Here is a 26,095-nt window from a genome sequence, read left to right as displayed (position 1 = left end):
AGGACATGGCGCTGACCGACGCCGCGCAGACCGTGCAGGTGTCGGCCTACCCGGACGCCTACGCCCAGTGGGAACAGCAGGCCACCGACCTGGTCGGCCAGCACTGGAACAGCTGACCCGCAGAACAACACCGAAGGCCGGCACCCGCACAGGGTGCCGGCCTTCGTCGTACCCAGACGTGATCGGCGGGGACGACATAGCGGAGCGGCGTGATCGGCGCGGAGTGATCCGATCGGCGGACGGGTACGTACCTCCCGGTGGGGGACCGGCGGAGGGACGAGGCATGGCCGCAGTGGGTGACGGCACCGAGCACGAAGCAGTTCACGAGGCAGGCCAGCAGCCGGAACTCCAACCGGCGGCAGAGCCGCGAACCGATACCGCACCCGGGCGGTGGTCGATCGGCGCTCGCATGTTGTTGGCCGCCGCGGCGGCACGAGTCAGCTTGACGTGCGGGTGCCCGGCCAGCCTCCGGTACGGGTGCGGGTGGGCGCGGGTGCCGGCTCCGTCGTGGTCGGCGACGAACGGTGGAACGGCGTGGCTGCGGGCTCGCTGCTGGGTGCGCCGGGCTGGGACCGGTCGACGGACCGGCTCTACCTCGACCTGGTGGCGGGGGCCAACAGCGTGACGGTGGACACCGGCCCCCGCTGAACACGCCGCAGCCCGCCCGCCAACCGCCCGCCAGCGAAAACGCCGGCCACGTCAGCCAACCGGCGGTCGGTAGACGCAAGCGCCGCCGCGAGAGCCTGCCACCGACCCGAGGGCCTGCCACCGACCCGAGAACCTGGCAACGGCGTGAAGCGTCGGGGTCGCGGGTGGGCGCGAGCGTACAGTCGGACGGTGGAGCGTACCGAATCGATGCTGGCGCAGACCCGACCGCCTGGCGTGGCCGACGCCGATCCCGGCAGCGTGCTGCTGCCGGGCCACGACGTGCCGCTCGGCCGCTACACCACGGTGCGGAGGCTCTTGCCGCAGCGTCCCCGCCGGATGGTCGGCGCGTGGTGTTTCGTCGACCATTTTGGCCCGGACGACGTGGCGCAGCGGCCCGGCATGGAGGTGCCGCCGCACCCGCACACCGGGCTGCAGACGGTGACGTGGCTGCTCGACGGCGAGATCATCCACCGGGACAGCCTCGGTAGCGTGCAGGCGATCCGGCCGGGTCAGTTGAACGTGATGACGTCGGGGCGGGGCATCGCGCACTCCGAGCGGTCGCCGGCCGTCCATCCGCCGGTGATGCACGGCGTGCAGCTGTGGGTGGCGCTGCCGGATCCGGCGCGGGCCGGTGCGGCGGACTTCGCCCACCACGCCGACCTGCCGCGATGGCGCGACGGCGAGTTGGACGTCACCTTGCTGGTCGGTGAGCTTGCCGGCGAGCGGTCGCCGGCCGTGGTGCACACCCCGCTGATGGGGGCGCAGCTGGAGTTGGGTGGTACGGCGCCGACCACGTTGCCGTTGCGGCCCGATTTCGAGTACGCCCTGCTGGCGATGAACGGGTCGGCGGAGGCGGCGGGGGTGGGGTTCGAGCCGGGGGCGCTGCTCTACCTCGGGTCGGGTCGGCGGGAGGTGACCGTCCGCGGTGGCGCGGGGGCGCGGTTGCTGCTGTTGGGTGGTACGCCGTTCGACGAGCCGCTGGTGATGTGGTGGAACTTCGTGGGCCGCTCGCACGAGGAGGTGGCGGAGGCCCGGGAGGACTGGATGGCCGGGCGGCGCTTCGGCGTGGTCGCGGATGATCCGGCGCCGCCGCTGCCGGCACCGGCCCTGCCCACCACCCGGCTCAAGGCCCGCGACCGCACCGGCGACCTGCACGGCTGAAACCGGGCGGCCAACCAACGGGCGGGCGACCAACGGGCGGTGACAGGCGGTCGTGTGACCGGCGGTCGCGCGGGTAGTCGCCGGCATGCCGACCACTCTGATCACCCCCGTGGAGGACCGGAAGCGTCTGGCCCGCCGGCTCGCCGGCAGCGGGCGAGGCTTCGCCGAGCAGTACGGGTTCCGGGTCACCAACAATCCGGCGAGCCTGTTCCAGGTGCTCTACCTGGCGGTGCTGCTGGCCCGTCGGGGGGACTTCCGGCGGGCGTTGGACGGTGCGCGGGCGCTGCGCGACGCGGGGTGGGACAGTCCTGCCCGGCTGGCCCGTTCGCTGCATGAGGACCGGGTGCGGGTGTTGCGCGACAGCGGTCAGCGCGGTGACGTGGACGCGGTGGCCGTCGTGGTGGGTGACCTGGCTCGTGCGGTCGTCGAGCGCTATCGGGGCGATCTGCGCCGGTTGCGGTCGGCGGCGCACCACGATCCGGTCCGGGAGCGGGCGCTGCTGGCCGAGTTGCCCGGCGTGGACGGTCAGGTCATCGACCTGTTCCTGCGGGAGGCTCAGGCGCTGTGGCGGGAGGTGGCCCCGGTGGCGGACCGGCGGGCTCTCGCCGCGGCGCGGCGGCTCGGGTTGGGCCGTTCCGCGGCTGACCTTGCGGGACTGGCCAGTGGGGAGTCGGAACGGCTGGCGTGGCTGGTGGGGGCGCTGGCACGGGTCGATCTGGAGCACCGGTACGGGGAGCTGGCCGGTCGGCCCTGACGTGCCCTGGCCCACAGTTCAGCAAAAACTGACCGTATGGAGGATGTTCTGTCGTATGGTTGGACTCGGCAGTGCTGGCCGCTCGGTTCGAGCGGGCATCCACCGCTTGGTGGTCGCGCCCGGTTCGGGCGCGTTTCACCGCCTGGGCAGGTTTGGCGCCCCCGGTCGCGGTTCGTGACCCGGGGGCGCCCGCCTGTCCCGGCGATCAGCGGGCCAGGCCCGCCAGCAGGTTCACCGTGACGGCGATGATGAACGCGCCGAACAGGTACGACAGCATGGAGTGCCGCAGCACCGTGCGCCGCATCTCGTTGCTCGTCAGGTTCGTGTCGGAGACCTGGAACGTCGTCCCGATGGTGAACGCGACGTACGCGAAGTCCGAGTAGCGCGGCGGTTCGGGCTGGTTGAAGTTCACCCCGCCGTCCGGGCCGGTGTAGTAGATCCTGGCGTACCGGGCGGCGAACACGGTGTGCACCACCAGCCAGGACAGCAGCACGCTGAACACGCCCAGTCCGCCGTAAAGGTCGCGGGCGAGGCCGGGGGGCGCCGCGTGCGCGCTGGCCACCACCAGCCCCACGGCCAGGAGGCTGGTCAGGCAGGCGATGAGCAGCAGCACGTCGCGGATGGCCCGGTTGGGGTCCTCGTGCACGGCGAGCGCGGCCGTCCGTCCGGCGTCCAGGGGCCAGATCTTGCGCCACACCAGCACCAGCCAACTCAGTGCGGCCACGTCCCAGCCGGCGAGGGGGGCGAGCGACGGTGGCAGCAGCAGGGCCAGGGCAACGCCCACGACGACGCCGACGACCCCCACCAGGGCGAGTTGCGCGGCGGCCGGGGTGTGCCCGTCCGGCGGGCGGGACAGCGGCCCGGTGCGGGTCATCCCGACGACCGGCGTGTCAGGTCTGCGGCCGTCACCGCCGGGTCAGATGCCGCGCAGGTGCTGCGAGACCCGGTTGTGCTTCTTGTCCCGGGCCTGCGCGGCACGTTGCGAGGGGCCCACCTCGGGGGCCGCTTCGATGCCCGCGGACCGGGCGACCTCGGTGCCGTTGGCGTAGTCCACCGGCGGCAGGGCGCGCAACGCCTTCAGGACGTCCGGCGGGGCGCCCTCCCGTTCGGCCTCGCGGACGACGTCGTTCTTCTCGGCCGGGTAGTCCAGGCTCGACAGGTACTGCAGGACGTCGGCGTAGCTCGCCATGGCAGCGGCTCCCTCGGGCATCGATGTGGTCACGACCGGCGGCGGTTACCCGCCCGCCGTCGCGTCACGCCCGCCCCGCCGGGAAATGTCACGCGCGCCCGGGCGGTCATCGGTGCCGTTTCCACCCGGCCGCCGCGGGTACCCGCAGGCGCCGACGCCAGCCCGAGGGAGTACGCGGATGAACTACGACACCTTCATCGACCAGGTTTCCCAGCGCACGTCGACGTCGTCCGAGCGGGCGGTCGAGTTGACGCGGGCCGTGTTGGAGACGTTCGCCGAGCGGTTGACCGGTGGCGAGGTGCTGGACCTGGCGGCGCAGATGCCGCAGCCGCTGCAACTGGTGCTCAAGCCGAGCCCGAGCACCGAGCAGGCGGACCGGTTCGGGGCGGCCGAGTTCGTGGCGCGGGTGGCACTGCGTGCCAATGTGCAGGAGCCGGCGGCCCGCGACGCCGTACGGGCGGTCTTCACGACGCTGCGGGAGGCGATCACCGGTGGGGAGTTCGACGACGTGGCGACCCAGTTGCCGCGCGACTACCGGGGATTGGTGGAGCAGGCGATGGCCCCGGGAGCGACGTTGCGCCGCGCCTGACACCGGCCTCGTACAGCGGTTTACCAGGGCAACCATCGACGTCCCACTTGGCGTGGCGAATCAGCCTGGCCTAACCTTGTCCGTGCGAGGGGAGTACTTCCCACGAATCATTCCGGTCAGTACGGCGTGCCCGGCGCGCCTCGGGTGATTGCCCACCAGGTGGTGGGTGAAGGAGACCTCGAACATGACACGGTGTTCGAGGAGGCCCCATGACCGAAGTATCGTACCTGTCCGCTGCCAGCGAGTTGTCCTCGGTGGGCACGCCCACCCTGTGGGCGGTGACCATCGCCGGTGTGCTCGCCCTGCTGGTGCTGGATTTCCTGGTCACGCGCCGCCCGCACGAGGTGTCCATGCGGGAGGCGCTCGGCTGGTCGGCGTTCTACATAGCCCTGCCGCTGGCGTTCGGCGGCTGGATCTGGGCGCGCTACGGCTCTCAGCAGGGCGTGGAGTACATCACCGGTTACCTGGTGGAGAAGTCGCTCTCGGTCGACAACCTCTTCGTCTTCATGCTGTTGCTGGCCGCGTTCGCGGTGCCGGCCGTGCTCGCCCAGCGGGTGCTGCTCTACGGCATCGCCGGCGCTCTGGTGCTGCGGGCGGTCTTCATCGCCCTCGGTGCGGCGGCGTTGCAGACCCTCGACTTCGCGTTCCTGCTCTTCGCGGTCATCCTCATCGCCACGGCGGTGAAGCTGCTGCGCGACGCCCTCTCCGGGCACCAGCAGGAAGTCGACATCAACAAGATGCGCTCGGTGAAGCTGCTGCGCAAGATCATGCCGGTGGTCGACGAGTACCACGGCACCCGGATGACGGTCCGGCAGGGCGCGAAGCGGGCACTCACCCCGTTCGCCCTGGTGGTGGTCGCGGTGCTGGCCACCGACGTGGTCTTCGCCGTCGACTCGGTGCCGGCGGTCTACGGCATCACCGAGGACCCGTACCTGGTCTTCGCCACCAACGCGTTCGCCCTGCTCGGCCTGCGGGCGCTCTACTTCGTCCTGCACGCGGCGCTGAGCCGGCTGGTGCACCTCAGCTACGGCCTGGCGATCATCCTGGCGTTCATCGGTCTCAAGCTGGGCCTGCACTGGGCGCACGGGATCTGGGAGTCGGTGCCGCAGATCCCCACCCTGGCCTCGCTCGGCGTGATCATCGGTGTGCTGGTGGTGGTCACCCTGACCAGCCTGCGCGCCACCCGGGGCGGCACCCCCGAGGAGCGCGAGGTCGTCACGGAACGGCACTGACCGCGCCGCGCCGCGACGACGGGGGGGTACGCGGGAAAGCTCCCGCCCCGCCCGGCGCGGGTGGTACGACTGTGCAATGGGAATCGTGTCACCGGGCTTTCAGGGTCGGCCCCGATCACAGGAGCCGGCCCTGCCACCCGGTCAGTACCTGACCGAGGACTTCGCGGTTCTCTCGGCCGGCCCGACGCCGCGGGTGTCTCTGGACACCTGGGAGTTCGTCATCGCCGCCGAGAACGGCTCCGAGTACCGGTGGTCGTGGCAGGAGTTGATGGCGCTTCCGCAGGAGACGCCGACCGTCGACATCCACTGCGTCACCCACTGGTCCAAGCTCGGCACCACCTGGCGGGGCGTCTCCCTGGACACGCTGCTCGACGGTGTGGACACGGGCGCGCACTTCGCGGTCGCGCACTCCTACGGCGGGTACACCACGAACCTTCCCCTGGACGACCTGCGCGGCGGCCGGGCCTGGGTGGCGCACACCTTCGACGGCGCGCCGCTGCCCGCCGAGCACGGTGGCCCGGCGCGGCTGCTGGTGCCGCACCTGTACTTCTGGAAGTCGGCCAAGTGGGTGCGCGGCATCCGGCTCAAGACGATGGACGAGCCGGGGTTCTGGGAAACGGCCGGCTACCACGACTACGGCGACCCGTGGCGCGAACAGCGGTACCAGGGTGACTGAGCGCGCCGTGGCGACGGGCACTCCGGCCCGCGCTCCGATCACCTGGCAGGTGGCCCGGCTGGTGGAGCGCCGGGTGGAGACACCCACCGCACAGACGCTGGTGCTCCAGGTGCCGGACTGGCCAGGGCACCTGCCCGGGCAGCACGTCGACGTGCGGCTGACCGCGCCGGACGGCTACCAGGCCGCCCGGTCGTACTCCATCGCCGGGCCGGCCGTGGACGGCCCGGGCGGCCCCCGGATCGAGGTGACCGTCCAGCGGGTGCACGACGGCGAGGTGTCCCCGTACCTCATCGATGTCTTTGCCGACGGCGACCCGCTGGAGGTCCGCGGACCGCTCGGTGGCTGGTTCATCTGGCGGCCGGAGCAGACCGAGCCGGTGCAGCTCGTCGCCGGTGGTTCCGGCATCGTGCCGCTGATGGCGATGATCCGGTCGCGCCGGGCGACCGGCAGCAAGGTGCCGTTCCGGCTGATCTACTCGGTGCGCACGCCCGAGGACGTGATCTACGCCGCCGAGCTGCGCCGCCGGGTCCGCGACGACTTCGGCCTGGATGTGGCGTACGTGTACACCCGCGAGGCACCCGAGGACTGGCGCGGTGAGCCGCACCGGGTCGGGCTGGCCGACGTGAACACCCACGGCTGGCCGCCGGACCTGCAACCGCTCACCTACGTCTGCGGCCCGACCGGGTTCGTGGAGGCCGTGGCCGACCTGCTGGTCGGGTTGGGGCACCCGTCGCGGCGGATCAAGACCGAACGTTTCGGCCCCACCGGCTGACCGCCCACCCCGCTCGCCCATGGCAACGTCGAGGAGACCCGATGACCGAGATGTCCTACCTGGACGGCAACATGCTCGACGGTCCGCTGCGCGAGCTGTTCGCCGTCGATCTGAGCACCGCCATGGGCCGCTGCGAGAACTGCGGGATGACCGGTTCGATGGCGAGCCTGCACGTCTACCCGCACGCGCCGGGTCTGGTCGCCCGCTGCCCGTCCTGCGAGTCGGTGATGGTGCGGCTGGTGCGCGGGCCGGACCGGGCCTGGCTGGACATGCGCGGCGTCACCTACCTCCAGGTGCCGATGCCGATGGAGCAGGCACTTCCCGAGCCGCTCTGACGAGAACTCTGCGCCACACCTGCCGATCCGGCGAGCACGGCGGCGACTACGGCACCGGTGTGAACGAGCGGATGTAGGCCAGGGCGGAGTCCATCGACGCGCGCATCGGCTGGGTGTTGCGCATCGTCTGACTCAGGAGTGCCCGCACTGCAGAGCCGTCAGCAGCACCAGGGACAGCTCGCCGAGGTGGACATCCTGGTGAACAACGCCGGGATCTACGACTTCACCAGCACGCTGGACACCAGCACGGCGAGCTTCGACCGGCACGTCGCGATCAACACGCGGGCGCCGTTCCTCCTGGTGGGTGGGTGCGCACCGAAGGCACCGAAGAGATGCTCGGCGGGAACGTGGAGATGCTCGGGACGGTCAACATCCGCGGTCGGATCGGGGCGCCCGACGAGATCGCCGAGGTCGTCCTGTTCCTGGTGGATGACCGCAGCAGCTACGTCAACGGAACCGTGGTGATCGCCAACGGAGGCGAGCTCAGCTCTCTGCCGGGCTGAGCCCCCTCGTCACCGGTCGGGGGCGCGCGCCCGATCGATGAAAGTGGATATGGATTTAGCGTAGTCTTAAATTTATCGATGTCTTCTTGCTCGGTTTCGCGGCCTGGGGTCGGATGTCCGACAACTGTTAAGGCAGCTGTCTATTCATTCACCCGTACTGAGGAGACCGCCATGCGCTGTCGACGCGTACTCCTGGCGGTGGTCATCGCGCTTGCCGCCGGCGCGGTGACGATCACCGAACCTCCGAGCGCACAGGCTGCCCCGGCCACCTTCACCCACCCCGGCGTGCTGGTCAGCCGCCCACAACTCGACTTCGTCAAGGCCAAGGTGCAGGCCGGCGAACAGCCGTGGCGCAACGCCTACAACCAGATGATGGGCAGCCGGTACGCCTCGCTGTCCCGAGTCCCCGCGCCTCGGGCCACCGTCGAGTGCGGCCAGACGTCCAACCCGAACTACGGCTGCACGGACGAGCGCGAAGACGCCATCGCCGCGTACACCGACGCGCTGGCCTGGTACATCACCGGCAACTCGGCGTACGCGCAGAAGTCGATCGCCCTGATGGACGCCTGGTCGGCAACGATCCAGCGGCACACCAACTCCAACGCCCCGTTGCAGACCGGCTGGGCCGGCTCGGTGTGGCCACGCGCCGCCGAGATCATCCGCTACACGTACGGCAACTGGCCCAACCAGGCGCGGTTCGCCACCATGCTGCGCACCGTCTACCTGCCCGTGGTCATCGCTGGCGACTCCCGCACCAGCAACTGGGACCTGACCCTCGCCGAGGCGGCCATCGGCATCTCGATCTTCCTTGAGGACCGCACGTCGTACGACCGTGCGCTCGCCCGGTTCCGGGCAGCGGCCGCCGCCTCCATCTACATCGCCGCGGACGGGGTTCGGCCCCTGTACCCGCCGGCCACCAGCGTCGACACGCCCGCCGAACTCGTCTCCCGCTGGCACGGCCAGGCCACCTACACCGACGGCCACGCGCAGGAGACCTGCCGCGACTGGGTCCACACCGGCTACAGCCTCTCCGCCATCTCGCACGTCGCCGAGACCACCCGCATCCAGGGCGGCGACCTCTACCCCGAGCTCCAGGACCGGCTGCGGCACGCGCTCGGCTTCCACACCAAGTTCGAGAACGGCACCGCCGTCCCGTCGAGCGTGTGCGGCGGCTCGGTGACCCTCGGCCTCGGCCCGATCACGGAGGTCGGCTTCAACGCGCTGCACAACCGGATGGGTATCGGCATGGCCAACACCCAGAGCTACACCGAGCGCAAGCGTCCCCAGGGCACGAACAACCTCTTCGTCGCCTGGGAGACACTGACCCACGCCAACAACCCGGCGTAGCCCGCGCCGAACGCGCGCTTCCGGGCCTCGACACGGGATGGCCCCTGAGCCGAGGCCCGGAAGGCGCCAGCGGCAGACTGGCCGGCAGAGCACCGGTCTGTGGCGCGACGTTCCGCTGCGGGCTCGGCTGGTCGTGTCGGCGGCCGTGCTGGTCGTCGCCCCGGCGGCCTGGCGCGCCTTCGTGACCTTCGCCAAGCGCCACTGACCCCTGCCGTCAGGCCCGTCGGCTCGGCCGGCTACGTGATCGACTCCGCTTCACCGACGTGGGGCTGTCCGAGCGAGCGCCGGGATACCCCGACATCGGCGATGTCGAGTGGATCATCCCGGCGTCGGCGTCGGCGTCGGCATCGGCCTGTGTCGTGGGTTGGCTTGGCGTCGCCCCCGTCTCGTGGGGGCCAGTTCGGCCTGGCGTCGCTCGGCGTCGATTAATCGCGTGCGCGTGGCCCGGGCCGCTCGTAGGCTTCCGGTCCCCGGGCCGACTGGGTCTCGACCTTCCCGGATCGGAGATGAGCGCGACGATGGCCAGCGACCTGTTCGCGGTGTGTTTCGGTGCCAACGACCCCCTCGTCGTCGCGCGGTTCTGGTCCGAGATTCTCGGTCGGGAGCTGGTCGACGACCCCCGCGACGGCGCCCTGGTGCTGCCCGACGACAAAACCGGCTTCCGGCTGCGCTTTCCCGCGATCCCCGAGCCGAAGGTGCTCCAGAACCGGGGGCACATCGAGCTGACCAGCGAGTCGCTGGACCACCAGCAGCAGACGATCGCCCGCGCCCTTGAGCTGGGCGCGCGGCACGTCGACATCGGCCAGGACCCCGACGACGACCACGAGGTGCTCGCCGACCCCGAGGGCAACGAGTTCTGCGTCCTCGGCCCGGGCAACAAGTTCCTCGCCGGCTGCGGGTTCCTCGGCGACGTCTCCTGCGACGGTTCGCAGGCCGTCGGCTACTTCTGGAGTCAGGCGCTCGGCTGGCCGCTCGTCTGGGATCAGGACGAGGAAACCGCCATCCAGTCACCCCTGGGCGGCCCGAAGATCACCTGGGGTGGCCCACCCCTGATGCCCAGAGGTGACCGGGACCGGGTGACGTTGGACCTCGCGGTCAGCGGCGACGGTGATCGGCAGGCGGAGGTCGACCGTCTGCTCTCCCTCGGCGCCACCCTGGTCGACGCCGACCAGGAGGGCGCGGTCGTGCTGGCCGATCCCGACGGCACCCACTTCCGGCTGCTGACGTCCCGCTAGGGCGGTCGGCTGTCCCCGGCAACACCGACCTGAGGCCCGCGAGCGCAACCTCCCGCCCCGACGGAGGTGACTGACGGTGATCGCTGCCGGCCGGCCGGGGATTTGGCCGTCGGCCCCACGGGTCAGCGTCCGTGGCCACCGCGCGCGAGGCCCGCGAGGTCTGCGGCGTCGGCGACGTGCTCGTCTAGGCGGGCGTGCGGCCGGTGCGCACGGCGTACGCCCGCTTCATCTTGACGTAGTTGCCGCAGCCGGCCATCGAGCACCAGCGGCGGGCCTGGTTGCGGGAGGCGTCGTAGTAGGCCCAGCGGCACGTGTCCCGGGCGCAGACCTTCAGCCGCCGCCAGGAGCCGTCCACATCGCACTGCCGGATGGCGTCGACGAGGCCGGCCACCGCCGGGTCGAGCGGCGCGCCGCCGACGGCGACCAGGTGGTGGCCGTCGGCGGTGAAGCGCGGCGCGACGGGCGTCGCCGCCAGGGCCTGGTTGAGGCGGTCGAGGGCAGCCGGGTCACCGGCGTGGCCGGCGTGCCCGAGCAGCACGGCGCGCAGGCCCTCCCGGATCGTCACGGCCGCGTCGAGGTCGGCCGGCCCGAGGCGTACGTCGGCCGGCAGCAGGCGCCGCTCGACGAGCCAGTCCCGCAGCCGCTCCGGGCTGGTCAGCGTCTCGTCGGCGATCTGTGGCTCGACGGTGTTCACGAAGTCCCGCAGCAGCCGTGCAGCGGCCGGTACCGCGTCGTTCTCGTCCACCGACCACCCCTCTCCTGAACACCACCGTAGCGCCTTGACAGGTGTGAAAACGCCTGCAAGGGAGGGTCGGAACTACACCGGCAAAGCCGTTTTGCTGGTGCTCGCACGGGAGAGCACCGACGTCCCGGCACGCTGAGCGACCGGTTGGACAACGACCGGGGCGGTCGGCCAGAGTGGTCCGCCGTGAGATACCTGCGTACCGGCGCTCTGGCCGCGATCCGCCGGCCCCGGCCCACCGACGCCGACGAGTTCGTCGCGGCCACGCGACGCAGCCGGGACCTGCACCACCCGTGGTTGGTCGCGCCGACGAGCGCCGAGGAGTACGACCGCTACCTGGCCCGCATCCGCCGCCGGGACAGCGCCGGCTACCTGATCTGCGACCGGGCCAGTGGCGCGATCGCCGGCTACGTGAACATCAGCGGGATCGTGCTGGGCGCGCTGCGCGGCGGTTTCCTCGGGTACGCGGCGTTCGCGCCGTTCAGCGGCACCGGGCACGCCTCGGCGGGCATCGCGCTGGTCATCGACCATGCGTTCACCACGGCCGGTCTGCACCGGCTGGAGGCGAACATCCAGCCGGGCAACGAGCCGTCCCGGCGGGTGGCCCGCAAGCTCGGCTTCCGCCTGGAGGGCTTCTCCCCCAACTACCTGTTCGTCGACGGCGAGTGGCGCGACCACGAGCGCTGGGCCATAACCGCCCCACCCACCCCACCCACCCCTTCCGCGTGATCAAGAGGTTTGCGTCATCGGCTACGGCGTGTCGTGACGCAAACCTCTTGATCACAAGGGGACCTCAGGCGCCGGGGCGGGGGGTAGGCCACCGGGCTGCGACGGCCGGCGCGGTCGACCGCCCGGATGCCGAAGAAGACGTTGTCCTTGGACAGGTCGATGCTCACCTCGGTCACGTCGCCGACCGCGATCACCCGCTGCCACTCGGCGGCCGTGGTCTCGCGCCACACCACCTCGTAACCGGCCAGCCCCGGCTCGTCGCCACGCTGCCAGCGCAGCGTCGTGTTGTTGGTCAGGTCGGTGGTCACGATGACGGCGCCCTTGGGCGTGCCGGGCGCCTGGGCCAGCGACCACAGCGCCGCGCCGTTGACCCTCGCCACCCGCGCGATGTACGCGAAGTCGCAGAACTCCGGCAGGTCACCGAACTGCTGCCCGTCCTGCACCCGGACGTCCTGGTGCTGGTGGGCGAAGTCCTCGTTCGGCTCGGTGAACCGCGCCGCCGGCCAGCCCTCGCGCAGGAACGAGATGTGGTCGCTGCCGCGCAGGTAGCGGTCCCGCCGGTAGATCACGCGTACCAGCATGCCGGTGGCGTCGTTCTCCGCCACGTCGCGCACGAACCGGGCGAGCTGCCGCGACGGTGAGTCGTTCTCGCCCCCGACGGACTGGCGGGTGGTGGCCTCCGCCGGCGTCTCCGCGGTCGGCACGCCCTCGGCGAACAGCCGCACGGCGTACGGATCGCGGGTGCCGTCGTCGGCGGTGCTGCTGCCCACGATGTCGTCACTGAACATGCCCTGCACGTCGGCGCCGGCCGATTTGAGCTGCGCGGCCAGGTACGCCGAGCCGTACAGGCCCTGCTCCTCGGCGGCCACCGCGGCGAACACGATGGTGGCGGCGGTGGGCCGGGTGGCCATCAGTCGGGCCAGCTCCAGCACCACGGCCACGCCGGAGGCGTCGTCGTCGGCACCGGGCGCGTCGCTGACCGCGTCCATCACGTCGGTGACCCGGGAGTCGTAGTGGCCCGTCACCACGTAGGTGCGGTTCGGCGTGCTCTGGCCGCGCAGGGTCGCCACCACGTTGGTGATCCGGGTGGGGGTGGGAATCCGCGACGCGGGCTGCTGGACGTACGACTGGAGTTCGACGGTCATCCGGCCGCCCGAGGTGGCCGCGTACTCCTGCAGGCGGGCGTAGATCCAGTCCCGGGCGGCGCCGATCCCCCGCTGCGGGTCGTCCTGGCTGGACAGCGTGTGCCGGGTGCCGAACGCGGCCAGCCGGCGCACGATCGCCTCGATCCGGCGCGGGTCGACCTGGCGCAGCAGGTCGCGCAGCTCGCGGTCGGGCCGCTGGGCGCGGGCCGGGTGCCCGGGGCCGGCCGGAAGGGCGGTCGCGGCGGCGGGTCCGGCCAGCGCGGGCACCGCGACGGTGGCGGCGGCCGAGGTGGACAGGAAGGTGCGGCGGGTGGACCTCGTGGGTCGTGCGCCGGTGTCGTCTGATCCCATTCCGGCATCCTGCCCATCGATGATGGTGGCTGTCCATATCGTTGAGCGTGGATGGCTGCGGAGCTTTCACCCGGACCGGGTGATGACACCGCGTGGCGACCGTTCCTACGGTGGGTGTCATGGCTGTCGTGCGCGCGACCCCCGCCGACCCGACCGTCGGCATGCCTCCCGTGACGGGGGCGAGCGGCGACCAGCGGGCGATGCCGCCCGAGCTGGGCCCCGACTCGCTCGCCGTTCTCAGCGGCCCCACGTTCCTGTACTCGAACGCGCGTGGCGACGTGCCGCCCGGCAGCATCGGCGGGCTGGTCCACCTGGACACCCGCCTGATCAGCGGCTGGACGCTGACCGTCAACGGCGGTGAGCTGCTGGTGTTGCGGGCCGAGACCATCGAGCACTACTCCGCGCAGTACGTGCTCACCAACCCGGAGCTGCCCGGGCTGCCGCCGAACGGTCTCGCCGTCCGGCGGTTGCGCTACGTCGGCGACGGCTTCCACGAGCGGCTGGAGCTGGTGTCGTACCAGCCCGAGCCGGTGCGGGCGGAGCTGCGCCTCGCCGTCGACGTGGACTTCGCCGACCTGTTCGAGGTCAAGTCGGTGGTCCGGGACCGCTCCGCGCAGATCGTCCGCGGCCACGCCGCCGACGGCTCCGAGCTGTGCTTCTCCTACCGCAACGGAGACTTCACCGCCGAGACCCGGGTGCGCTGCGCGACCCCGGCGGACCGGATCGAGGGGGACGATCTGGTCTGGGACCTGCACCTGCGTCCGCGCGAGAGCTGGCTGGTAGACCTGCACGTGCCGCTGGCGCCGGGCCTGGGCGTGGTCGAGCCGGTGCGGGGCGACATCATCGACGTCATTCAAGGCCGGGCCGAAGACCCGCTGCGCCGGTGGACCGAGGACCGGGCCGTGCTACGCAGCGACAGCCAGGCGCTGGAGTGCACCGTCCGCCAGTCCCGCAACGACCTGGCGGCGCTGCGGCTCGACCTGGAGGTCAAAGGTCAGCGGATCCTGCTGCCCGGCGCGGGACTGCCCTGGTTCCTCAGCGTCTTTGGGCGGGACACGCTGATCACCGCGTACCAGACGTTGGTAGCTGGGCCGGCGCTGGCGAAGGGGGCGTTGCTCGCGCTCGCCCGACTGCAGGGCGACGCCTGTGACGACTTCACCGACGAGGAGCCCGGCAAGATCATGCACGAGGTCCGCAGCGGCGAGCTGACCCGCACCGGCCAGAAGCCGTACGGCCCGTACTACGGCACCGCCGACGCCACCCAGCTCTGGCTGATCCTGCTCTCGGAGTACTGGCGCTGGACCGGCGACGACGAGACCATCCGGCACCTGCGCGACAACGCGGTGGCCGCGCTGCGGTGGATCGACGAGTACGGCGACCGCGACGGCGACGGCTTCGTGGAGTACGCCACCCGGTCCCCGGAAGGGCTGGGCAACCAGTGCTGGCGGGACTCGCCGGACGGCGTCTGCTTCGCCGACGGGCGTATCCCGGTGCTGCCGCTGGCCACCGCCGACATCCAGGGCTACACCTTCGACGCGAAGGTGCGGCTGGCCGAGCTGTTCGACGGCCCGCTGGGCGACCCCACCCTGGCGGCACGGCTGCGCGACGAGGCCGGCACCCTGTACAAGCGGTTCAACCGGGACTTCTGGGTCGACGAGCGGGGCGGCTACTACGCGGTGGCCCTCGACGGCGACAAGAACGTGGTCGACTGCAAGACGTCCAGCATGGGTCACCTGCTGTGGAGCGGCATCGTGCCGCCGGGGCGGGCGGACGCGGTGGTGCGCCAGCTGATGTCACCGGACATGTTCTCCGGCTGGGGCATCCGGACGTTGTCCGCCGAGGAACGCCTCTACCGGCCCCTCGGCTACCATCTAGGCACGGTCTGGCCGCACGACAACTCGCTGATCGCGCTCGGCCTGGCCCGCTACGGCTATCGGGCGGAGGCGAACCGGATCAGCCTGGCGATGATCGACGCGGCCGAGCAGTTCGGCCACCGGCTGCCCGAGGCGCTCAGCGGGGCCGACCGGCAACGGCTGCTGTTCGCCATCCCGTATCCCACCGCGTGCAGCCCGCAGGCGTGGGCGGCCGGCACGCCGCTGGCGCTGGTCCGCGCGATGCTGGGGCTCAACCCGGTCGACGGTCGGCTCGTGCTCGACCCGGCGATCCCACCGGAGGTCGGCCAGATCTCGGCCAACCGGGTGCGGGCCTTCGGTGAGGAGTGGGGTGTGGAGGCGACGGGCTCCAGCGGTCGCGTCTGGCTTGAGCGGAGCTGACCGCACACAGGCGCTACCGACGTTTGTCCGGGGCTGCGACGGGAAACGGCCCGCAATGACGAAACCTCGTGTGGTGATCGTGGGGGCCGGGTTCGCCGGTTACCACGCGGCGAAGACGTTGAGCCGGATCGCCCGGGACCGGGCCGAGATCGTGGTGCTGAACTCCACCGACTACTTCCTGTACCTGCCGCTGCTGCCCGAGGTGGCCGCCGGGGTGGTCGAGCCCAGACGGATCGCCGTGCCGCTGACCGGGACGCTCAAGGGCGTACGGGTGGTGATCGGCGAGGCGGACCACGTGGACCTGCAGAACCGCTGGGTCGGCTTCACCCAGCCGGAGGGGGAGAAGAACCGGCTGGCGTACGACCGGCTGGTGCTCGCCGTGGGCAGCGTCAACAAGCTGCTGCCGATCCCCGGGGTGACCGAGTACGCGCACGGCTTCCGCGGGCTGCCCGAGGCCGTCTACCTGCACGACCACATCGTGCGGCAGATCGAGCTGGCCGAGCAGGCCGAGGACCCGGCCGAGCAGGAGGCCCGGTCGACGTTCGTGGTGGTCGGCGCGGGCTACACCGGCACCGAGGTCGCCGCGCACGGGCAGCTGTTCACCGACGCGTTGCACGCCCAGCGGCCCCGGCTGACCGTCCGGCCCCGCTGGATGCTGCTCGACGTGGCGCCCCGGGTGCTGCCGGAGCTGGACAAGCGGATGTCGGACACCTCGCACAAGGTCCTCAACCGGCGCGGGGTGGACGTCCGGATGGGCACCTCGGTGGCCGAGGCGACCTGTGACGGCGTGAAGCTCACCGACGGCGAGTACGTGCCGACCTGCACCCTGGTGTGGTGTGTGGGCGTGCGCCCCGACCCGTTCGTCAACGAGTTGGGGCTGCGCACCGAGCGGGGCCGGCTGGTGACCGACGAGTACCTCAACGTCCCCGGCTACCCGGAGGTGTTCGCCTGCGGTGACGCCGCCGCCGTGCCGGACCTGGTCAACCCGGGACAGATCTGCGGGATGACGGCCCAGCACGCGCAGCGGCAGGGCAAGCTCGCCGCGCACAACATCGCCGCGTCGTACGGTTTCGGCCGGCGCAAGCCGTACAAGCATCATGACCTGGGTTGGGTGGTCGACCTGGGCGGTAAGGACGCGGCCGCGAACCCGCTGCACGTCAACTTGGCCGGGCTGCCCGCGAAGGCGGTCACCCGGGCGTACCACCTGATGGCGATGCCGGGGAACCGCACCCGCGTCGGGGCCGACTGGGTGTTGGACGCCGCGCTGACCCGCTCGGCGGTCCAGCTCGGGCTGGTGCCGGCGGACGCCGTACCGCTGGAGAGCACCTCACCCGAGGTCGCGGCCCGCGGCCGCTGAGCGGCCCGGACGTAGGCGGCTCGGCCCGTACTCGCGCAACAGGGTCTGCACGATGCCGGCGGCGGGGATGGCCAGCAACGCGCCGAGCAGCCCGGCCAGCTCCGCCGCGAGCAGCACGCTGACCAGCACGGTCAGCGGGTTGAGCCGGACGGCGCGGGACAGGATGAGGGGCTGGAGCAGGTGGTTCTCCAGCTGCTGGTAGATCACGAAGAAGACCAGCACCACCACGCCGGCGGTGGGGGAGTGCAGGAAGCCGGCACCGGCCGCGATCACCGCGCCGAGGGTGGCGCCGACCAGCGGTATCAGGTCGGCCACCGCCACCAGCAGGGCGATCACGGCGGCGAACGGCACGCCGGTGACGGTCAGCACCAGAAAGGTCAACCCGCCGCAGATCACGCTGATCAGCAGATTGCCGGTGAGGTAGCCGGTGACGGCCCGCGACACCTCCCGCCCCACCCGGCGCAACCGCTCACCCTGACCGTCCCCGGCCGCCGCGAGCAGGCCGCCGGTGATCCGCGGCGACTCCAGCACCATGAGGTACGCCAGCACGACGACCGTGACCAGCCCGGCGACCGTCTCCACCACGCCACGCAGCACCCCGACCACGGGTTGGCGCAGTCGGGAGCCGAGGTCGCGCACCTGGTCGGAGTGCTCGCTGACGTAGCGGCGGACGCCGGTGCGCTCCAGCACCTGCCCCAGCGGACCACGACCGGCACGGGCGTCGTGCAGCAGCTCCGGAGCCCGGTCGGCGAACCGGCCCACCTCGTTGACCAGCGGCGCCAGGATGACGGCGGCCAGGGCCGCCAGCACGACGAGCGCGGCGAGGAACACCAGCAGCGTGGCGAGTGCCCGCCGCCGTACGAGCCGGCGTTGCAGCCGGTCGACGAGGGGCTTGAGCGCGATGGCGAAGAAGGCGGCCACCACGACCCACACCAGCACCCGGCGGGTCGCGTACACGAAGGCCAGCGCGAACGCCGTCGCCAGCACCAGACCGATCACGATCAGGGTTCGGCGGGCGGTCGTCCGGGTGTCGGCGTCGCTCACCCGCCGGGCCTTCCCCGCGCACACCGTCGGAAACCCGGCATCACCGGTGATTGCGGTCGGTCCCGTCAGTGCGGGTCGTCGTCGGTGGAGGGTCGGGCGCCCGCGACGAACGTGTCGAGCGCGGCGGCGTGCAGCAGACCCCCGGGCACCGGGTCACGCAGGGCGGCCACCGCCAGCCGGCCGACCGGCAGCCCACCGGGCCGGGGCGTCGCGGCGAGCACCAGGTTGCCGTAGCGGCGGCCGCGCAGCATCCGCCGGTCCCCGAGCACGCACACGTCCCCGAAGACGGCCCGCAGGGTGGCCACCTGCACACGGGTGCCGACCAGTGGCGGCAGATCCGTGACGTTGACCAGGTACAACCCGTCCGGGCGTAGGGTCCGCGCCACCTCGGCGGCGAATTCCACGGTACGCACGTGCCGGGGCATCCGGGCCGCCCGGTAGATGTCGGCGATCACCAGGTCGTAGCTGCCCGCCGCGGTGGCGGTGACCGCCTCCCGGGCGTCGGCCACCTCCACCCGCACCTCGGGCGGCAGCGGTGGCAGCTCCCGGGCGACCAGCTCAACCACCGCCGCGTCGCGTTCGACGACCCGCTGCGCGGAGCCGGGACGGGTGACCGCCAGCCAGCGCGGCAGCGTCAACGCGCCCCCGCCCAGGTGCAGGACGTCCAGTGGGACGCCCGCCGGGGCCGTCAGCTCCGCCGCCGCGGCGATCCGTCGGACGTACTCGAAATGCAGGTGCCGAGGATCCTCGACATCCACGTACGACTGCTCGACGCCGGCAGAGAGCAGGGTCCGCCCGGTCCGGCGGACCGGATCGGTGACCAGCTCAAGCCGGTCGGCGGCGCGGTTCATGACCGGCACGCTAGCCGAGCCGGCCGGCGGAGCGGGGCGTACCCCGCGTCCGCCGGCCGCCATACGCCGCGGTGGCCGGTCAGCCGGCCATCCCCGCACCCATCTCGTCGATCGCGTCGTCGATCCGGTGGGCGAGGTCCACGTCGAGCGCGGTCACCCCGTCGGCCTGGTTGGTCCGCACGGTCAGCACGGCGGCCGTGCCGCCGGGACGGCCGATGCTCGGTCCGCGTCCGGTCTCCTGGCGCAGCCGGTCGAGGCGGTCGAGCACCCGGTCCAGGTTGTCCGGCGGCAGCGCGACCACGCGGTACAGGCCGTCACTGTCACCGGCCCAGTACGGCAGGTCGTCCAGCGCCGCATCGAGCTGGGCCTGGTCCAGCGTGGGTGTGGCGGTGGAGGCGCCCACGATGCCACCGCCGGCCTCCGGCGGGTTCAGCAACTCGCGCAGCCCGTCCGGTACGTGCAGGGACTCGACGAGGTCGCCGTCCTGGTCGGCGAGCGCCGCGAGCGTCGCCTCGGCCTGGTAGCGGGCCTGCTCCGGGGTGCGGCCGCTGATCCGGCCCACCTCGGCCAGGAAGCCGGGCAGGTCATGGTGCCGTTCGATACCGTCGACCGGCAGCACGTCGTGCAGCGAGTTCGGCACCGCGTCGAGCAGACGTTGCCGCTCGGCGGCCTCCAGGGCGAAGGCCAGGACCAGCACGGTCGCCTCCGTGCCGACCTTGGCCGACTGGAAGTCCACGCCGGCCCGGCGCCCCACCTCACCGACGAGATCCTGGTAGCCCACGCTGTTCACTCCGGCGGCACCGGCCGGCGGGGACGGTTGCGGTCGAGGATTGTCCGCGGTGCCGACCGCGGGCGGGGCGGGCCCACCGCGCGTGGAGTCCTGCTTGTGCTGGCCGGCCGCTGCCGGGCCGGCCCGCTTGCTCTGGTCGAGACTGGTGATCTGCTTGGAGGCGCTCAGACTGGCGCCGAACTCGCTGGGCTGGCGACCCTGCTCGCGGGCCTGCCGGGCCAGTGCCCGGCGCCGCTGGTTGTCGCCCTCCATCTGCTTGCGCATGGTGACGCACCCCTTCCGCTGGGGATCGTGGCTGTGTCCGTCGCCTTCCCGCCCTACAGGGAGCCGAAACGGACGCTGCCGGGTGGGCCGGCCGGGCCTCGGCGGGCTTCATCCGCCACGGGTGATGGGCGCTCACCCGCACGGCCCGCACGATCGGGTGCAGGACCGGAGTTCTTCCGAGGTACGCGGAAGGAAGGTCGTCATGAAGCGGATCGTCGAGATCGTCCCCGCCCGACCCGGCTGGTACGCCCGCTGGCAGCTCACGCCCGATGCCACCCGGTGCTACCCGGTGAGCCTGTGGGCGCTGCTGGAGGAGGCCGACGGGACCGGCCGCGAGGTGGTCGGCATGGACTGCATCGGCCAATGGCCCGGCGCGGACGACAACGAGGCGGGTGGGGAGTTCGTCCGCTACCTGTACCAGACGCCCGATTCCGGCGCTCCCGAGGACGCCGACGCGTCGCCGATCGGCGAGCTGCGCGACGACGGCCCCCGGCTCCAGCCGATGACGGCGCCCTAGACATTTCTCCGGCCCCCGACCCCAGGTCCCAGGGTCGGGGGCCACCCCGGCTGGCGGGGTGGCGCCGATCAGCCGATGGCGCGCAGGTCGTCGCCGGTCGCGGTGTGCTCCACGGCCAGCAGCTCGCTCAGGCCGGTGCGGTCGAGCATCTGCCGCAGCTGCGGGCTGACCCCGGTCAACCGGATCGACTCGGCGCCACGGTGCACCACCAGCAGCGCGCTGAGCCCGGAGGAGTCACAGAGAGTCACTCCGGTCAGGTCGATGAGCACCTGCTGGCGGCCCGCTTCGCGTAGCTCCGCCGCCGCCTCGATCAGCTCGGGTGCGGTGTCGTAGTCGAGCTCGCCGGTCAACCGCAGCTGGACGTGCCCGGCGTCGAGCCGGGTCACCTCGATGGTCAGCAGCTGGTCGGGCACCCCACCATGTTCCCAGTCCTCGGCCCGAACGCAAAGCCGGGGCGCCGACACGTGACCCGCGTCGTGCCGGCGACGCTCAGGCGCTCGCCGCCGGCCGCTGGTCACCCGGCCGCGCCTGCGGCAGTGCCTGCGTGGGCAGTGCCTGCGTGGGCCGCGCCTGCGGCAGTGGCCGGGCGAGCAGCCCGGCCACCCCGGTGATGTCGAGGATGGACGCCAGGAACCGGGGCACCGCCCGCAGTCGGATCGCGGTGCCGACCTGCCGGCCCTCGCGCCACGCGTACACGATCACGGCGAGGCCGGTGCTGTCGATGAAGTGCAGGTCGGCGAAGTCCAGAACAACGGTCGGTGGCGCGTCGGCGAGCAGCCGGTCGACCTCGACACGCAGCGGCGCGGACGTCGCGTACGCCAGTTCGCCGCCGACCCGGATCAGGGGCGCGTTCGGGTCGGACAGATCGACGGTCGTGGTCAGTGGGTTGGTCCTGGGTCGCCGCACTGGGGATTTCACGATCACGCCTTTCCACCGCTGCCGCTCCGGCCGGTTCGAGGGGGATCGTAACAACCCGCGACCGGGCCTGCCGGGTACGCGACGAGGGCCCGCGAGCTGCCGCGAGGTGCCGGTTTCGGCGTACCGGCGTAGGGTGGGCCGGAGAGATTTGACCCCAGACGCCGGTTCCCGTGCGGATTCGGTGGACGACGAAGGAGTGAGGCTCAGCTGGTGACTGCATCCGACGTCAGGGGCTTCGACCCGGGCGACGGACGGATCTCCACGCCGAGTACCACGCGGGCGTTGGCGCGGTCCGCCGACGCTTCGCTCCGGCCCGCCGCCGCCCTGCCGCCGCTGGCGCCCGACCGGGGTGGCGCCGAGCCCGACTGGTCCGAGGTCGTCGAGCACTTCCGCGAGGGCCTGGTGGTCTGTGACGCCGCCGGCGTCGTGCGCCACGTCAGCCCGGTGGCCGAGCGACTGCTGCCCGAGGTGGTCCCCGGCGAGCTGCTCACCGCCGCCGGCGTGCCCGCTCTGGGCGACGGGAGCCCGGTGACCTTCACCCATCGCGGGCGTCAGCTCACCGCTCGCCAGGTGCCCCTCTCCGGCGCCCGGTGCTGCTGGTACGTCGAGGACGTCACCGAGAGCGCCAGCCGCGCCGACGCGCTGCTGGCCGAGCGGGCACGTTCGGCCTTCCTGGCCGTCGTCGGCGACAAGCTGGGTAACCCCCTGCATCCCGACCGGGCCGCCGCCGCGGTCGTCCGCCTCGCCGTTCCGTCCCTGGCGGAGGTGGCCGTGCTGGTGCTCGCACCGCGGGCCGGCCGGGCCCGCTGGTGGCGTGCCTCCCGCTGCGACGACGAGACGCCGCTGGTGGACAGCGGGGTGCTGCCCGGCGTCGACCTGCCGGCGGCCATCGCCGACGGGCTGACCGGGGTGGAGCCGCACGCGGTGGACTGGCTGGTGGAGCAGGCGGTCGACGCCGGCTGGCTGCCCGGCCTCAGCGGCGCCGAGAGTGCCGCCCGGGTGGTCCCGCTGCCGGGCCGCGACGCCCCGGTCGGGGTGCTGCTCGTCGCCCGCCGCAACACCCGCTGGTACGACGAGGACGACGTGCAGCTGATCCGCGCCTTCGCGGCCCGGGCCGGCGCCGCGCTGACCACCGCCCTGCTCTATCGCGACCAGGCGGAGGTGGCCGACACCCTGCAGGCCAGCCTGCTGCCGGTGGAGCCGGTCGAGGCCGCCGGCGTGCAGTGGGGCACCGCGTACCGGCCGGCGCAGGCGGGGCTGCGGATCGGCGGCGACTTCTACGGCTCGCACCGGCTCGCCGACGGCGGTTCGGTGTTCTTCCTCGGCGACGTGTCGGGCAAGGGTGTCGAGGCGGCGGTCTTCACCGGTCAGTTGCGGCAGTGCCTCCAGGCGCTGCACCGGTTGGAGTCGCATCCGGGGCGTCTGCTGCGGCTGCTCAACGACGCCCTGCTGGAGACGACCCAGGCGCACGGTCAGGGCCGCTTCGCGACCATGGTGCTCGGCGTGGCCCGTCCGCACCGCGACGGTGGTCTCACCCTCACCATGGCCGGCGGGGGGCACCTGCCCCCGCTGGTGCTGCGCGCGTCCGGCGAGGTCGAGTCGGTGTCGCTGCGCGGCATGCTGATCGGCGTGGTGCCCGATCCGCGCGTCGGCGAGGTGACCGTCCGGCTGGCACCGGGCGAGACGTGCCTGCTCTACAGCGACGGGGTGACCGAGGCCCGGGGCGGGCGCCGGGGCGACGAGCAGTTCGGCCCGGAGCGGCTGGTCACCGCGGTGACCGGTTGTCAGCGGATGCCGGCGCCGGCCCTGGCCGAGCGGGTCGAGCAGGTCACCTGCGACTGGCTGGGGCACGGCGACCACGACGACATCGCGGTGCTGGCGTTGCGCGCGGTCGGCCCGAGCGGTCGCGCCCCTCGGCACCTGCACTCGGTGCCCGAGCCGGTCGGCGCCGAGCAGCAGAGGGAGACCGACGCGTGAGCGCTCCGACGGCCGCCGCCGACCCGACCGACGCGTACCGCGGCTACCTGGACTGTCTCACCGACGCCGACGAGTACGCCGCGATCGACGTGGCGCTCGCCCTGCTCGACGCGGGCGTGCCCGCCGAACGGGTGCTGCTCGACCTGGTCGCGCCGGCGCAGGCCGAGGTGGGCGAGCGCTGGGCGCGCAACGAGTGGAGCGTGGCGCAGGAGCACGCCGCCACGCACATCAGCGAGCGGGTGGTGGCGGCGGTGGCCGCGCACGCCAACACCCGCCCGACCGGTGGGCGCGTCGTGGTGGCCTGCATGGACGGGGAGTGGCACGCGTTGCCTCCCCGGCTGGTCGCCGAGGTGCTGCGGCTGCGTGGCTGGCAGGTGACCTTTCTGGGCGCCAGCGTGCCGGCGGCGCACCTGGTGTCGTACCTGCACCGGCACGACGCGCACGCGGTGGCGCTGGCGTGCGCGCTGCCGATGCGGCTGCCGCACGCGCACCGGATGATCGAGGCGTGCCGCCGCTCGGACGTCCCGGTGGTCGTGGGCGGGCGCGGGTTCGGCACGGACGGGCGGTGGGCCGCGAAGCTCGGCGCGGCGTGGGCGCCGAGCGCACCGGCGGCGGCCGAGCTGGTCGCCGACGAGCGGGCGCTGCGTCGGGTTGCGCCGGCGCAGCTGTCGCACCTGGCCGACGACGAGTACGCGAGCCTCATCCGGCGCCGGGGCGAGCTGATCGACAGCGCGCTGGCCGACCTGCGGGAGCGGGTGCCGGCCGCCCGCGACTACACGGTCGCCCAGCTCGACGCGACGGTGAGCGACCTGGGCCACATCGTGGACTTCCTGGCCGCCGCGCTCTACGTCGACGACCCGTCGCTGTTCGCCGAGTTCGTCGAGTGGCTGGTGGGGATCCTGTCGAGTCGAGGGGTGCCAGCGGCCGCGGCGGACCTGACCCTGGAGCACTACGCGGGCGTGCTGCGGGACTTTCCCCGCGCGGCCTACGCGCTGGCGCTCGGCCGGGCCGAGACGTCCGCCGCCGGCTCCCGCGCCGCCCGCTGACGGCACCCCCGGTGGATCACCGTGCCGTGCGGTCGGCGGGGTGCCCCTGCGTATACTTGCCGCACTGCAAACGTCCCACCCAGCGGTGGAGCGAGGGGGAGAACGGTGACGTTCAGCGTCAGGTACGCCGGGCGTGACGGTGGTGGCGCCTGCCTTCGGCTCGCCGGTGAACTGGACCTGAGCACGGCCCCTGAGCTGACCGCCGCGATCGACCGGCTCACCGAGGCCGGCGAGCGCCGGGTGCTGCTCGATCTCACCGACCTCACGTTCTGCGACTCCACCGGGATGGCCGTGTTCGTGCGGGGGGACAACCGGGCCGCGGCCGACGGCGGCTGGCTGCGGGTGGTCGGTGCCAACGGCCGGGTCGAGCGGGTGTTGCGGGTCACCGGCCTGGCCGAGGTGTTGCGCTACGAACCGGACACTGTCGACCCGGCGTCCCACAGCGCCCCCTGATGGGCTAGATTTCCCCGCCAGCGCGGTGACCGTCAGGTCCCGCCTCCGCTGACTTCGAGGCAGGTAGTGATGGGCGTAGACAGCCCGCAGCCGGTACGCATCCTGGTGGTCGACGACGACCCGGGCGACGTGCTGATGATCGAGGAAGCGTTGGCGGACTCCGACGTCGACAAGATCATCGACGTGGTCAGCGACGGCGAGGAGGCGATGGAGTTCCTCCGCGCCGAGGGCCGCCACGAGCAGGCACGACGCCCCGATGTCATCCTGCTGGACCTGAACATGCCCCGGATGGACGGGCGGCAGGTGCTCGGCGCGGTGAAGCAGGACGAGGACCTGCGTACCATCCCGATCGTGGTGCTGACCACGTCCAACGCGGACACCGACATCGTCGGCAGTTACACGTTGCAGGCCAACGCGTACGTCACGAAGCCGATCGACCTGGACGACTTCAACGACGTGGTGCGCCGCATCGACGAGTTCTTCGGACGGGTGGTCGTCCTGCCCAAGCGCCCCTGACCCAGGCGCGCCCCTCGGATGCTGAACATTTTTCCCGAACCCCCTCGACCACTGCCGCCGCCGTCGAGGATCCAGGTGGGGAAGTAACAGCAGCTGCCTGGGGGGCGACAGTATGAGGTTCTCCGTCGTTGAGACCGGTTACGACCAGCGGCAGGTCGATTTTTGCCTGGATGAGCTGGGAGTCCGGTTGGCCCGGCTCGCCGCGCGGGCGCAGAGCGTGGCCGGGGCCACCCGGGAGTGGGACGAGATCCGCGAGGAGGCGGCCTGGCTCAGCGGGCTGCTCCAGCGGCTCGATCTGGGCGACGCCGCGGTGACCCGGTACGCCGGTGACACGGTGCGCCGGGAGGCGGCGGAGATCCTGGCGCAGGCCCGCGTCGAGTTGGACGACGCCCGCGCGGAGGCGCGGCTGGTGCGTGAGCGGGCGTACGCCGAGGCCGTGCAGGCCCGCCGCGAGTTCGAGGCGGCACTGCACGCCCGTCGGCGGCGTGCGGCCCGGGCGGACGAGATCCTCAGCGGGGTGACCGTCGACAGCGAGGGGGCCGCCGAGCCGGTGCCCGCCGACACCGTGACGGCGGCTGCCGGCGTGCCGGCGATCCGGGTGGCCGCCGGCGGCCGGGCCGCCGAGTCGCCGAGTGGGCGGGCCGCGACCGACACCCGGTAGGTGTCCGCGGCCCTGCCGGC

At 72.4% G+C, this 26,095-nt stretch carries 30 protein-coding genes and 1 pseudogene; 22 read left to right on the top strand and 9 right to left on the bottom strand.

The window, feature by feature from the left end; genetic code table 11:
* The first annotated feature begins 453 nt into the window (after nucleotides 1–453).
* The 3 genes from AB0H52_RS23295 (at nucleotide 454) to AB0H52_RS23285 (ending at nucleotide 2,563) form a co-directional block, all read left to right on the top strand.
* A complete protein-coding gene (locus AB0H52_RS23295) occupies nucleotides 454–648 on the top strand; it encodes a hypothetical protein (protein ID WP_151492374.1) in 195 nt (64 codons plus the stop codon).
* Between the two features lie 189 nt (nucleotides 649–837).
* Nucleotides 838–1,809 carry a pirin family protein gene (locus AB0H52_RS23290; RefSeq protein WP_357949920.1) on the top strand — a complete coding sequence of 324 codons (972 nt, stop codon included), beginning with the start codon at nucleotides 838–840 and terminating at the stop codon, nucleotides 1,807–1,809.
* Between the two features lie 85 nt (nucleotides 1,810–1,894).
* Complete coding sequence (locus AB0H52_RS23285; protein ID WP_151492376.1) at nucleotides 1,895–2,563, top strand: hypothetical protein; 669 nt, start codon at nucleotides 1,895–1,897, stop codon at nucleotides 2,561–2,563.
* Nucleotides 2,564–2,768: 205 nt separating this feature from the next.
* Here AB0H52_RS23285 and AB0H52_RS23280 read toward each other — a convergent pair whose 3' ends face one another.
* The gene (locus AB0H52_RS23280; protein ID WP_151492377.1) at nucleotides 2,769–3,437 is read right to left on the bottom strand and encodes a DUF1345 domain-containing protein; all 669 of its coding nucleotides are present in this window, start codon (nucleotides 3,435–3,437) and stop codon (nucleotides 2,769–2,771) included.
* Nucleotides 3,438–3,479: 42 nt separating this feature from the next.
* The gene (locus AB0H52_RS23275) at nucleotides 3,480–3,752 is read right to left on the bottom strand and encodes a DUF2795 domain-containing protein (protein WP_151492378.1); all 273 of its coding nucleotides are present in this window, start codon (nucleotides 3,750–3,752) and stop codon (nucleotides 3,480–3,482) included.
* A gap of 178 nt (nucleotides 3,753–3,930) precedes the next feature.
* Between AB0H52_RS23275 and AB0H52_RS23270 the strand changes: the two genes are divergently transcribed.
* The 10 genes and pseudogenes from AB0H52_RS23270 to AB0H52_RS23225 all read left to right on the top strand — a co-directional run bounded on the left by AB0H52_RS23270 (nucleotide 3,931) and on the right by AB0H52_RS23225 (nucleotide 10,441).
* A complete protein-coding gene (locus AB0H52_RS23270; protein ID WP_151492379.1) occupies nucleotides 3,931–4,341 on the top strand; it encodes a DUF2267 domain-containing protein in 411 nt (136 codons plus the stop codon).
* A gap of 209 nt (nucleotides 4,342–4,550) precedes the next feature.
* The gene (locus tag AB0H52_RS23265) at nucleotides 4,551–5,573 is read left to right on the top strand and encodes a TerC/Alx family metal homeostasis membrane protein (protein ID WP_151492380.1); all 1,023 of its coding nucleotides are present in this window, start codon (nucleotides 4,551–4,553) and stop codon (nucleotides 5,571–5,573) included.
* A 76-nt stretch (nucleotides 5,574–5,649) separates the two neighbouring features.
* The gene (locus AB0H52_RS23260) at nucleotides 5,650–6,249 is read left to right on the top strand and encodes a sulfite oxidase-like oxidoreductase (protein ID WP_357949915.1); all 600 of its coding nucleotides are present in this window, start codon (nucleotides 5,650–5,652) and stop codon (nucleotides 6,247–6,249) included.
* A gap of 7 nt (nucleotides 6,250–6,256) precedes the next feature.
* Nucleotides 6,257–7,021 carry a ferredoxin reductase gene (locus AB0H52_RS23255; protein WP_357949929.1) on the top strand — a complete coding sequence of 255 codons (765 nt, stop codon included), beginning with the start codon at nucleotides 6,257–6,259 and terminating at the stop codon, nucleotides 7,019–7,021.
* A 41-nt stretch (nucleotides 7,022–7,062) separates the two neighbouring features.
* Nucleotides 7,063–7,356, top strand: a complete 294-nt coding sequence (locus AB0H52_RS23250; RefSeq protein WP_151492382.1) for a DUF6510 family protein — start codon at nucleotides 7,063–7,065, stop codon at nucleotides 7,354–7,356.
* Between the two features lie 138 nt (nucleotides 7,357–7,494).
* Nucleotides 7,495–7,617 (top strand): annotated as a pseudogene (locus AB0H52_RS23245) (hypothetical protein); the annotation flags it as partial.
* A gap of 47 nt (nucleotides 7,618–7,664) precedes the next feature.
* Nucleotides 7,665–7,859 carry an SDR family oxidoreductase gene (locus AB0H52_RS23240; RefSeq protein ID WP_225854751.1) on the top strand — a complete coding sequence of 65 codons (195 nt, stop codon included), beginning with the start codon at nucleotides 7,665–7,667 and terminating at the stop codon, nucleotides 7,857–7,859.
* Between the two features lie 171 nt (nucleotides 7,860–8,030).
* The gene (locus AB0H52_RS23235; RefSeq protein ID WP_357949911.1) at nucleotides 8,031–9,206 is read left to right on the top strand and encodes an alginate lyase family protein; all 1,176 of its coding nucleotides are present in this window, start codon (nucleotides 8,031–8,033) and stop codon (nucleotides 9,204–9,206) included.
* A 37-nt stretch (nucleotides 9,207–9,243) separates the two neighbouring features.
* Entirely contained in the window at nucleotides 9,244–9,411 is a 168-nt protein-coding gene (locus AB0H52_RS23230) for a hypothetical protein (protein WP_192580449.1), read from the top strand.
* A gap of 301 nt (nucleotides 9,412–9,712) precedes the next feature.
* Nucleotides 9,713–10,441 (top strand): VOC family protein, encoded by a 729-nt coding sequence (locus AB0H52_RS23225; RefSeq protein WP_347403761.1) that lies wholly within the window; start codon nucleotides 9,713–9,715, stop codon nucleotides 10,439–10,441.
* Between the two features lie 184 nt (nucleotides 10,442–10,625).
* Here the strand turns inward: AB0H52_RS23225 and AB0H52_RS23220 are convergent, their stop codons facing one another.
* Nucleotides 10,626–11,186, bottom strand: coding sequence for a CGNR zinc finger domain-containing protein (locus tag AB0H52_RS23220; RefSeq protein ID WP_151492384.1), 561 nt, complete (start codon nucleotides 11,184–11,186; stop codon nucleotides 10,626–10,628).
* A gap of 183 nt (nucleotides 11,187–11,369) precedes the next feature.
* On the opposite strand from AB0H52_RS23220, the gene AB0H52_RS23215 reads away from it, so the two are divergent.
* Nucleotides 11,370–11,912, top strand: coding sequence for a GNAT family protein (locus AB0H52_RS23215; RefSeq protein WP_357949906.1), 543 nt, complete (start codon nucleotides 11,370–11,372; stop codon nucleotides 11,910–11,912).
* Nucleotides 11,913–11,926: 14 nt separating this feature from the next.
* Here AB0H52_RS23215 and AB0H52_RS23210 read toward each other — a convergent pair whose 3' ends face one another.
* A complete protein-coding gene (locus AB0H52_RS23210) occupies nucleotides 11,927–13,408 on the bottom strand; it encodes a M20/M25/M40 family metallo-hydrolase (RefSeq protein ID WP_357949903.1) in 1,482 nt (493 codons plus the stop codon).
* Between the two features lie 119 nt (nucleotides 13,409–13,527).
* On the opposite strand from AB0H52_RS23210, the gene AB0H52_RS23205 reads away from it, so the two are divergent.
* Nucleotides 13,528–15,681, top strand: coding sequence for a glycogen debranching N-terminal domain-containing protein (locus AB0H52_RS23205; protein WP_357949900.1), 2,154 nt, complete (start codon nucleotides 13,528–13,530; stop codon nucleotides 15,679–15,681).
* Between the two features lie 55 nt (nucleotides 15,682–15,736).
* Nucleotides 15,737–17,038, top strand: a complete 1,302-nt coding sequence (locus tag AB0H52_RS23200; protein ID WP_151491941.1) for an NAD(P)/FAD-dependent oxidoreductase — start codon at nucleotides 15,737–15,739, stop codon at nucleotides 17,036–17,038.
* On the opposite strand, the gene AB0H52_RS23195 is transcribed toward AB0H52_RS23200, so the two are convergent.
* From AB0H52_RS23195 to AB0H52_RS23185, 3 genes are all read right to left on the bottom strand, one after another.
* Entirely contained in the window at nucleotides 17,009–18,082 is a 1,074-nt protein-coding gene (locus AB0H52_RS23195) for an AI-2E family transporter (protein WP_151491940.1), read from the bottom strand. The genes AB0H52_RS23200 and AB0H52_RS23195 overlap by 30 nt on opposite strands.
* 65 nt (nucleotides 18,083–18,147) lie before the next feature.
* Nucleotides 18,148–18,933: a fused MFS/spermidine synthase gene (locus AB0H52_RS23190; protein WP_151491939.1), complete on the bottom strand. Its 786-nt coding sequence runs from the start codon at nucleotides 18,931–18,933 to the stop codon at nucleotides 18,148–18,150.
* 79 nt (nucleotides 18,934–19,012) lie between these two features.
* Entirely contained in the window at nucleotides 19,013–19,987 is a 975-nt protein-coding gene (locus AB0H52_RS23185) for a DUF2267 domain-containing protein (RefSeq protein WP_151491938.1), read from the bottom strand.
* 202 nt (nucleotides 19,988–20,189) lie between these two features.
* Here AB0H52_RS23185 and AB0H52_RS23180 point away from each other — a divergent pair, with 202 nt between their 5' ends.
* Nucleotides 20,190–20,504 carry a hypothetical protein gene (locus AB0H52_RS23180; RefSeq protein ID WP_151491937.1) on the top strand — a complete coding sequence of 105 codons (315 nt, stop codon included), beginning with the start codon at nucleotides 20,190–20,192 and terminating at the stop codon, nucleotides 20,502–20,504.
* Between the two features lie 68 nt (nucleotides 20,505–20,572).
* Here AB0H52_RS23180 and AB0H52_RS23175 read toward each other — a convergent pair whose 3' ends face one another.
* Both AB0H52_RS23175 and AB0H52_RS23170 read right to left on the bottom strand, forming a co-directional pair.
* The gene (locus AB0H52_RS23175; RefSeq protein WP_151491936.1) at nucleotides 20,573–20,917 is read right to left on the bottom strand and encodes an STAS domain-containing protein; all 345 of its coding nucleotides are present in this window, start codon (nucleotides 20,915–20,917) and stop codon (nucleotides 20,573–20,575) included.
* A gap of 76 nt (nucleotides 20,918–20,993) precedes the next feature.
* Nucleotides 20,994–21,422 carry an STAS domain-containing protein gene (locus AB0H52_RS23170; protein WP_225854709.1) on the bottom strand — a complete coding sequence of 143 codons (429 nt, stop codon included), beginning with the start codon at nucleotides 21,420–21,422 and terminating at the stop codon, nucleotides 20,994–20,996.
* Nucleotides 21,423–21,632: 210 nt separating this feature from the next.
* On the opposite strand from AB0H52_RS23170, the gene AB0H52_RS23165 reads away from it, so the two are divergent.
* The 5 genes from AB0H52_RS23165 to AB0H52_RS23145 all read left to right on the top strand — a co-directional run bounded on the left by AB0H52_RS23165 (nucleotide 21,633) and on the right by AB0H52_RS23145 (nucleotide 26,075).
* Nucleotides 21,633–23,399 carry a PP2C family protein-serine/threonine phosphatase gene (locus tag AB0H52_RS23165; protein WP_357949894.1) on the top strand — a complete coding sequence of 589 codons (1,767 nt, stop codon included), beginning with the start codon at nucleotides 21,633–21,635 and terminating at the stop codon, nucleotides 23,397–23,399.
* Nucleotides 23,396–24,445, top strand: coding sequence for a cobalamin-dependent protein (locus AB0H52_RS23160; protein ID WP_151491934.1), 1,050 nt, complete (start codon nucleotides 23,396–23,398; stop codon nucleotides 24,443–24,445). Before AB0H52_RS23165 ends, AB0H52_RS23160 begins: the two co-directional genes overlap by 4 nt.
* A gap of 105 nt (nucleotides 24,446–24,550) precedes the next feature.
* Nucleotides 24,551–24,898: an STAS domain-containing protein gene (locus AB0H52_RS23155; RefSeq protein WP_151491933.1), complete on the top strand. Its 348-nt coding sequence runs from the start codon at nucleotides 24,551–24,553 to the stop codon at nucleotides 24,896–24,898.
* Between the two features lie 69 nt (nucleotides 24,899–24,967).
* Nucleotides 24,968–25,414 carry a response regulator gene (locus AB0H52_RS23150; protein WP_278122827.1) on the top strand — a complete coding sequence of 149 codons (447 nt, stop codon included), beginning with the start codon at nucleotides 24,968–24,970 and terminating at the stop codon, nucleotides 25,412–25,414.
* 112 nt (nucleotides 25,415–25,526) lie between these two features.
* The gene (locus AB0H52_RS23145) at nucleotides 25,527–26,075 is read left to right on the top strand and encodes an ATPase (RefSeq protein ID WP_151491931.1); all 549 of its coding nucleotides are present in this window, start codon (nucleotides 25,527–25,529) and stop codon (nucleotides 26,073–26,075) included.
* Nucleotides 26,076–26,095: the final 20 nt, after the last annotated feature.

Source organism: Micromonospora sp. NPDC050695 (assembly GCF_040654415.1).
GTDB lineage: Bacteria > Actinomycetota > Actinomycetes > Mycobacteriales > Micromonosporaceae > Micromonospora.
Note: the sequence above shows the minus strand (reverse complement) of the source record. Positions and strands in the feature narration are given on the sequence as shown.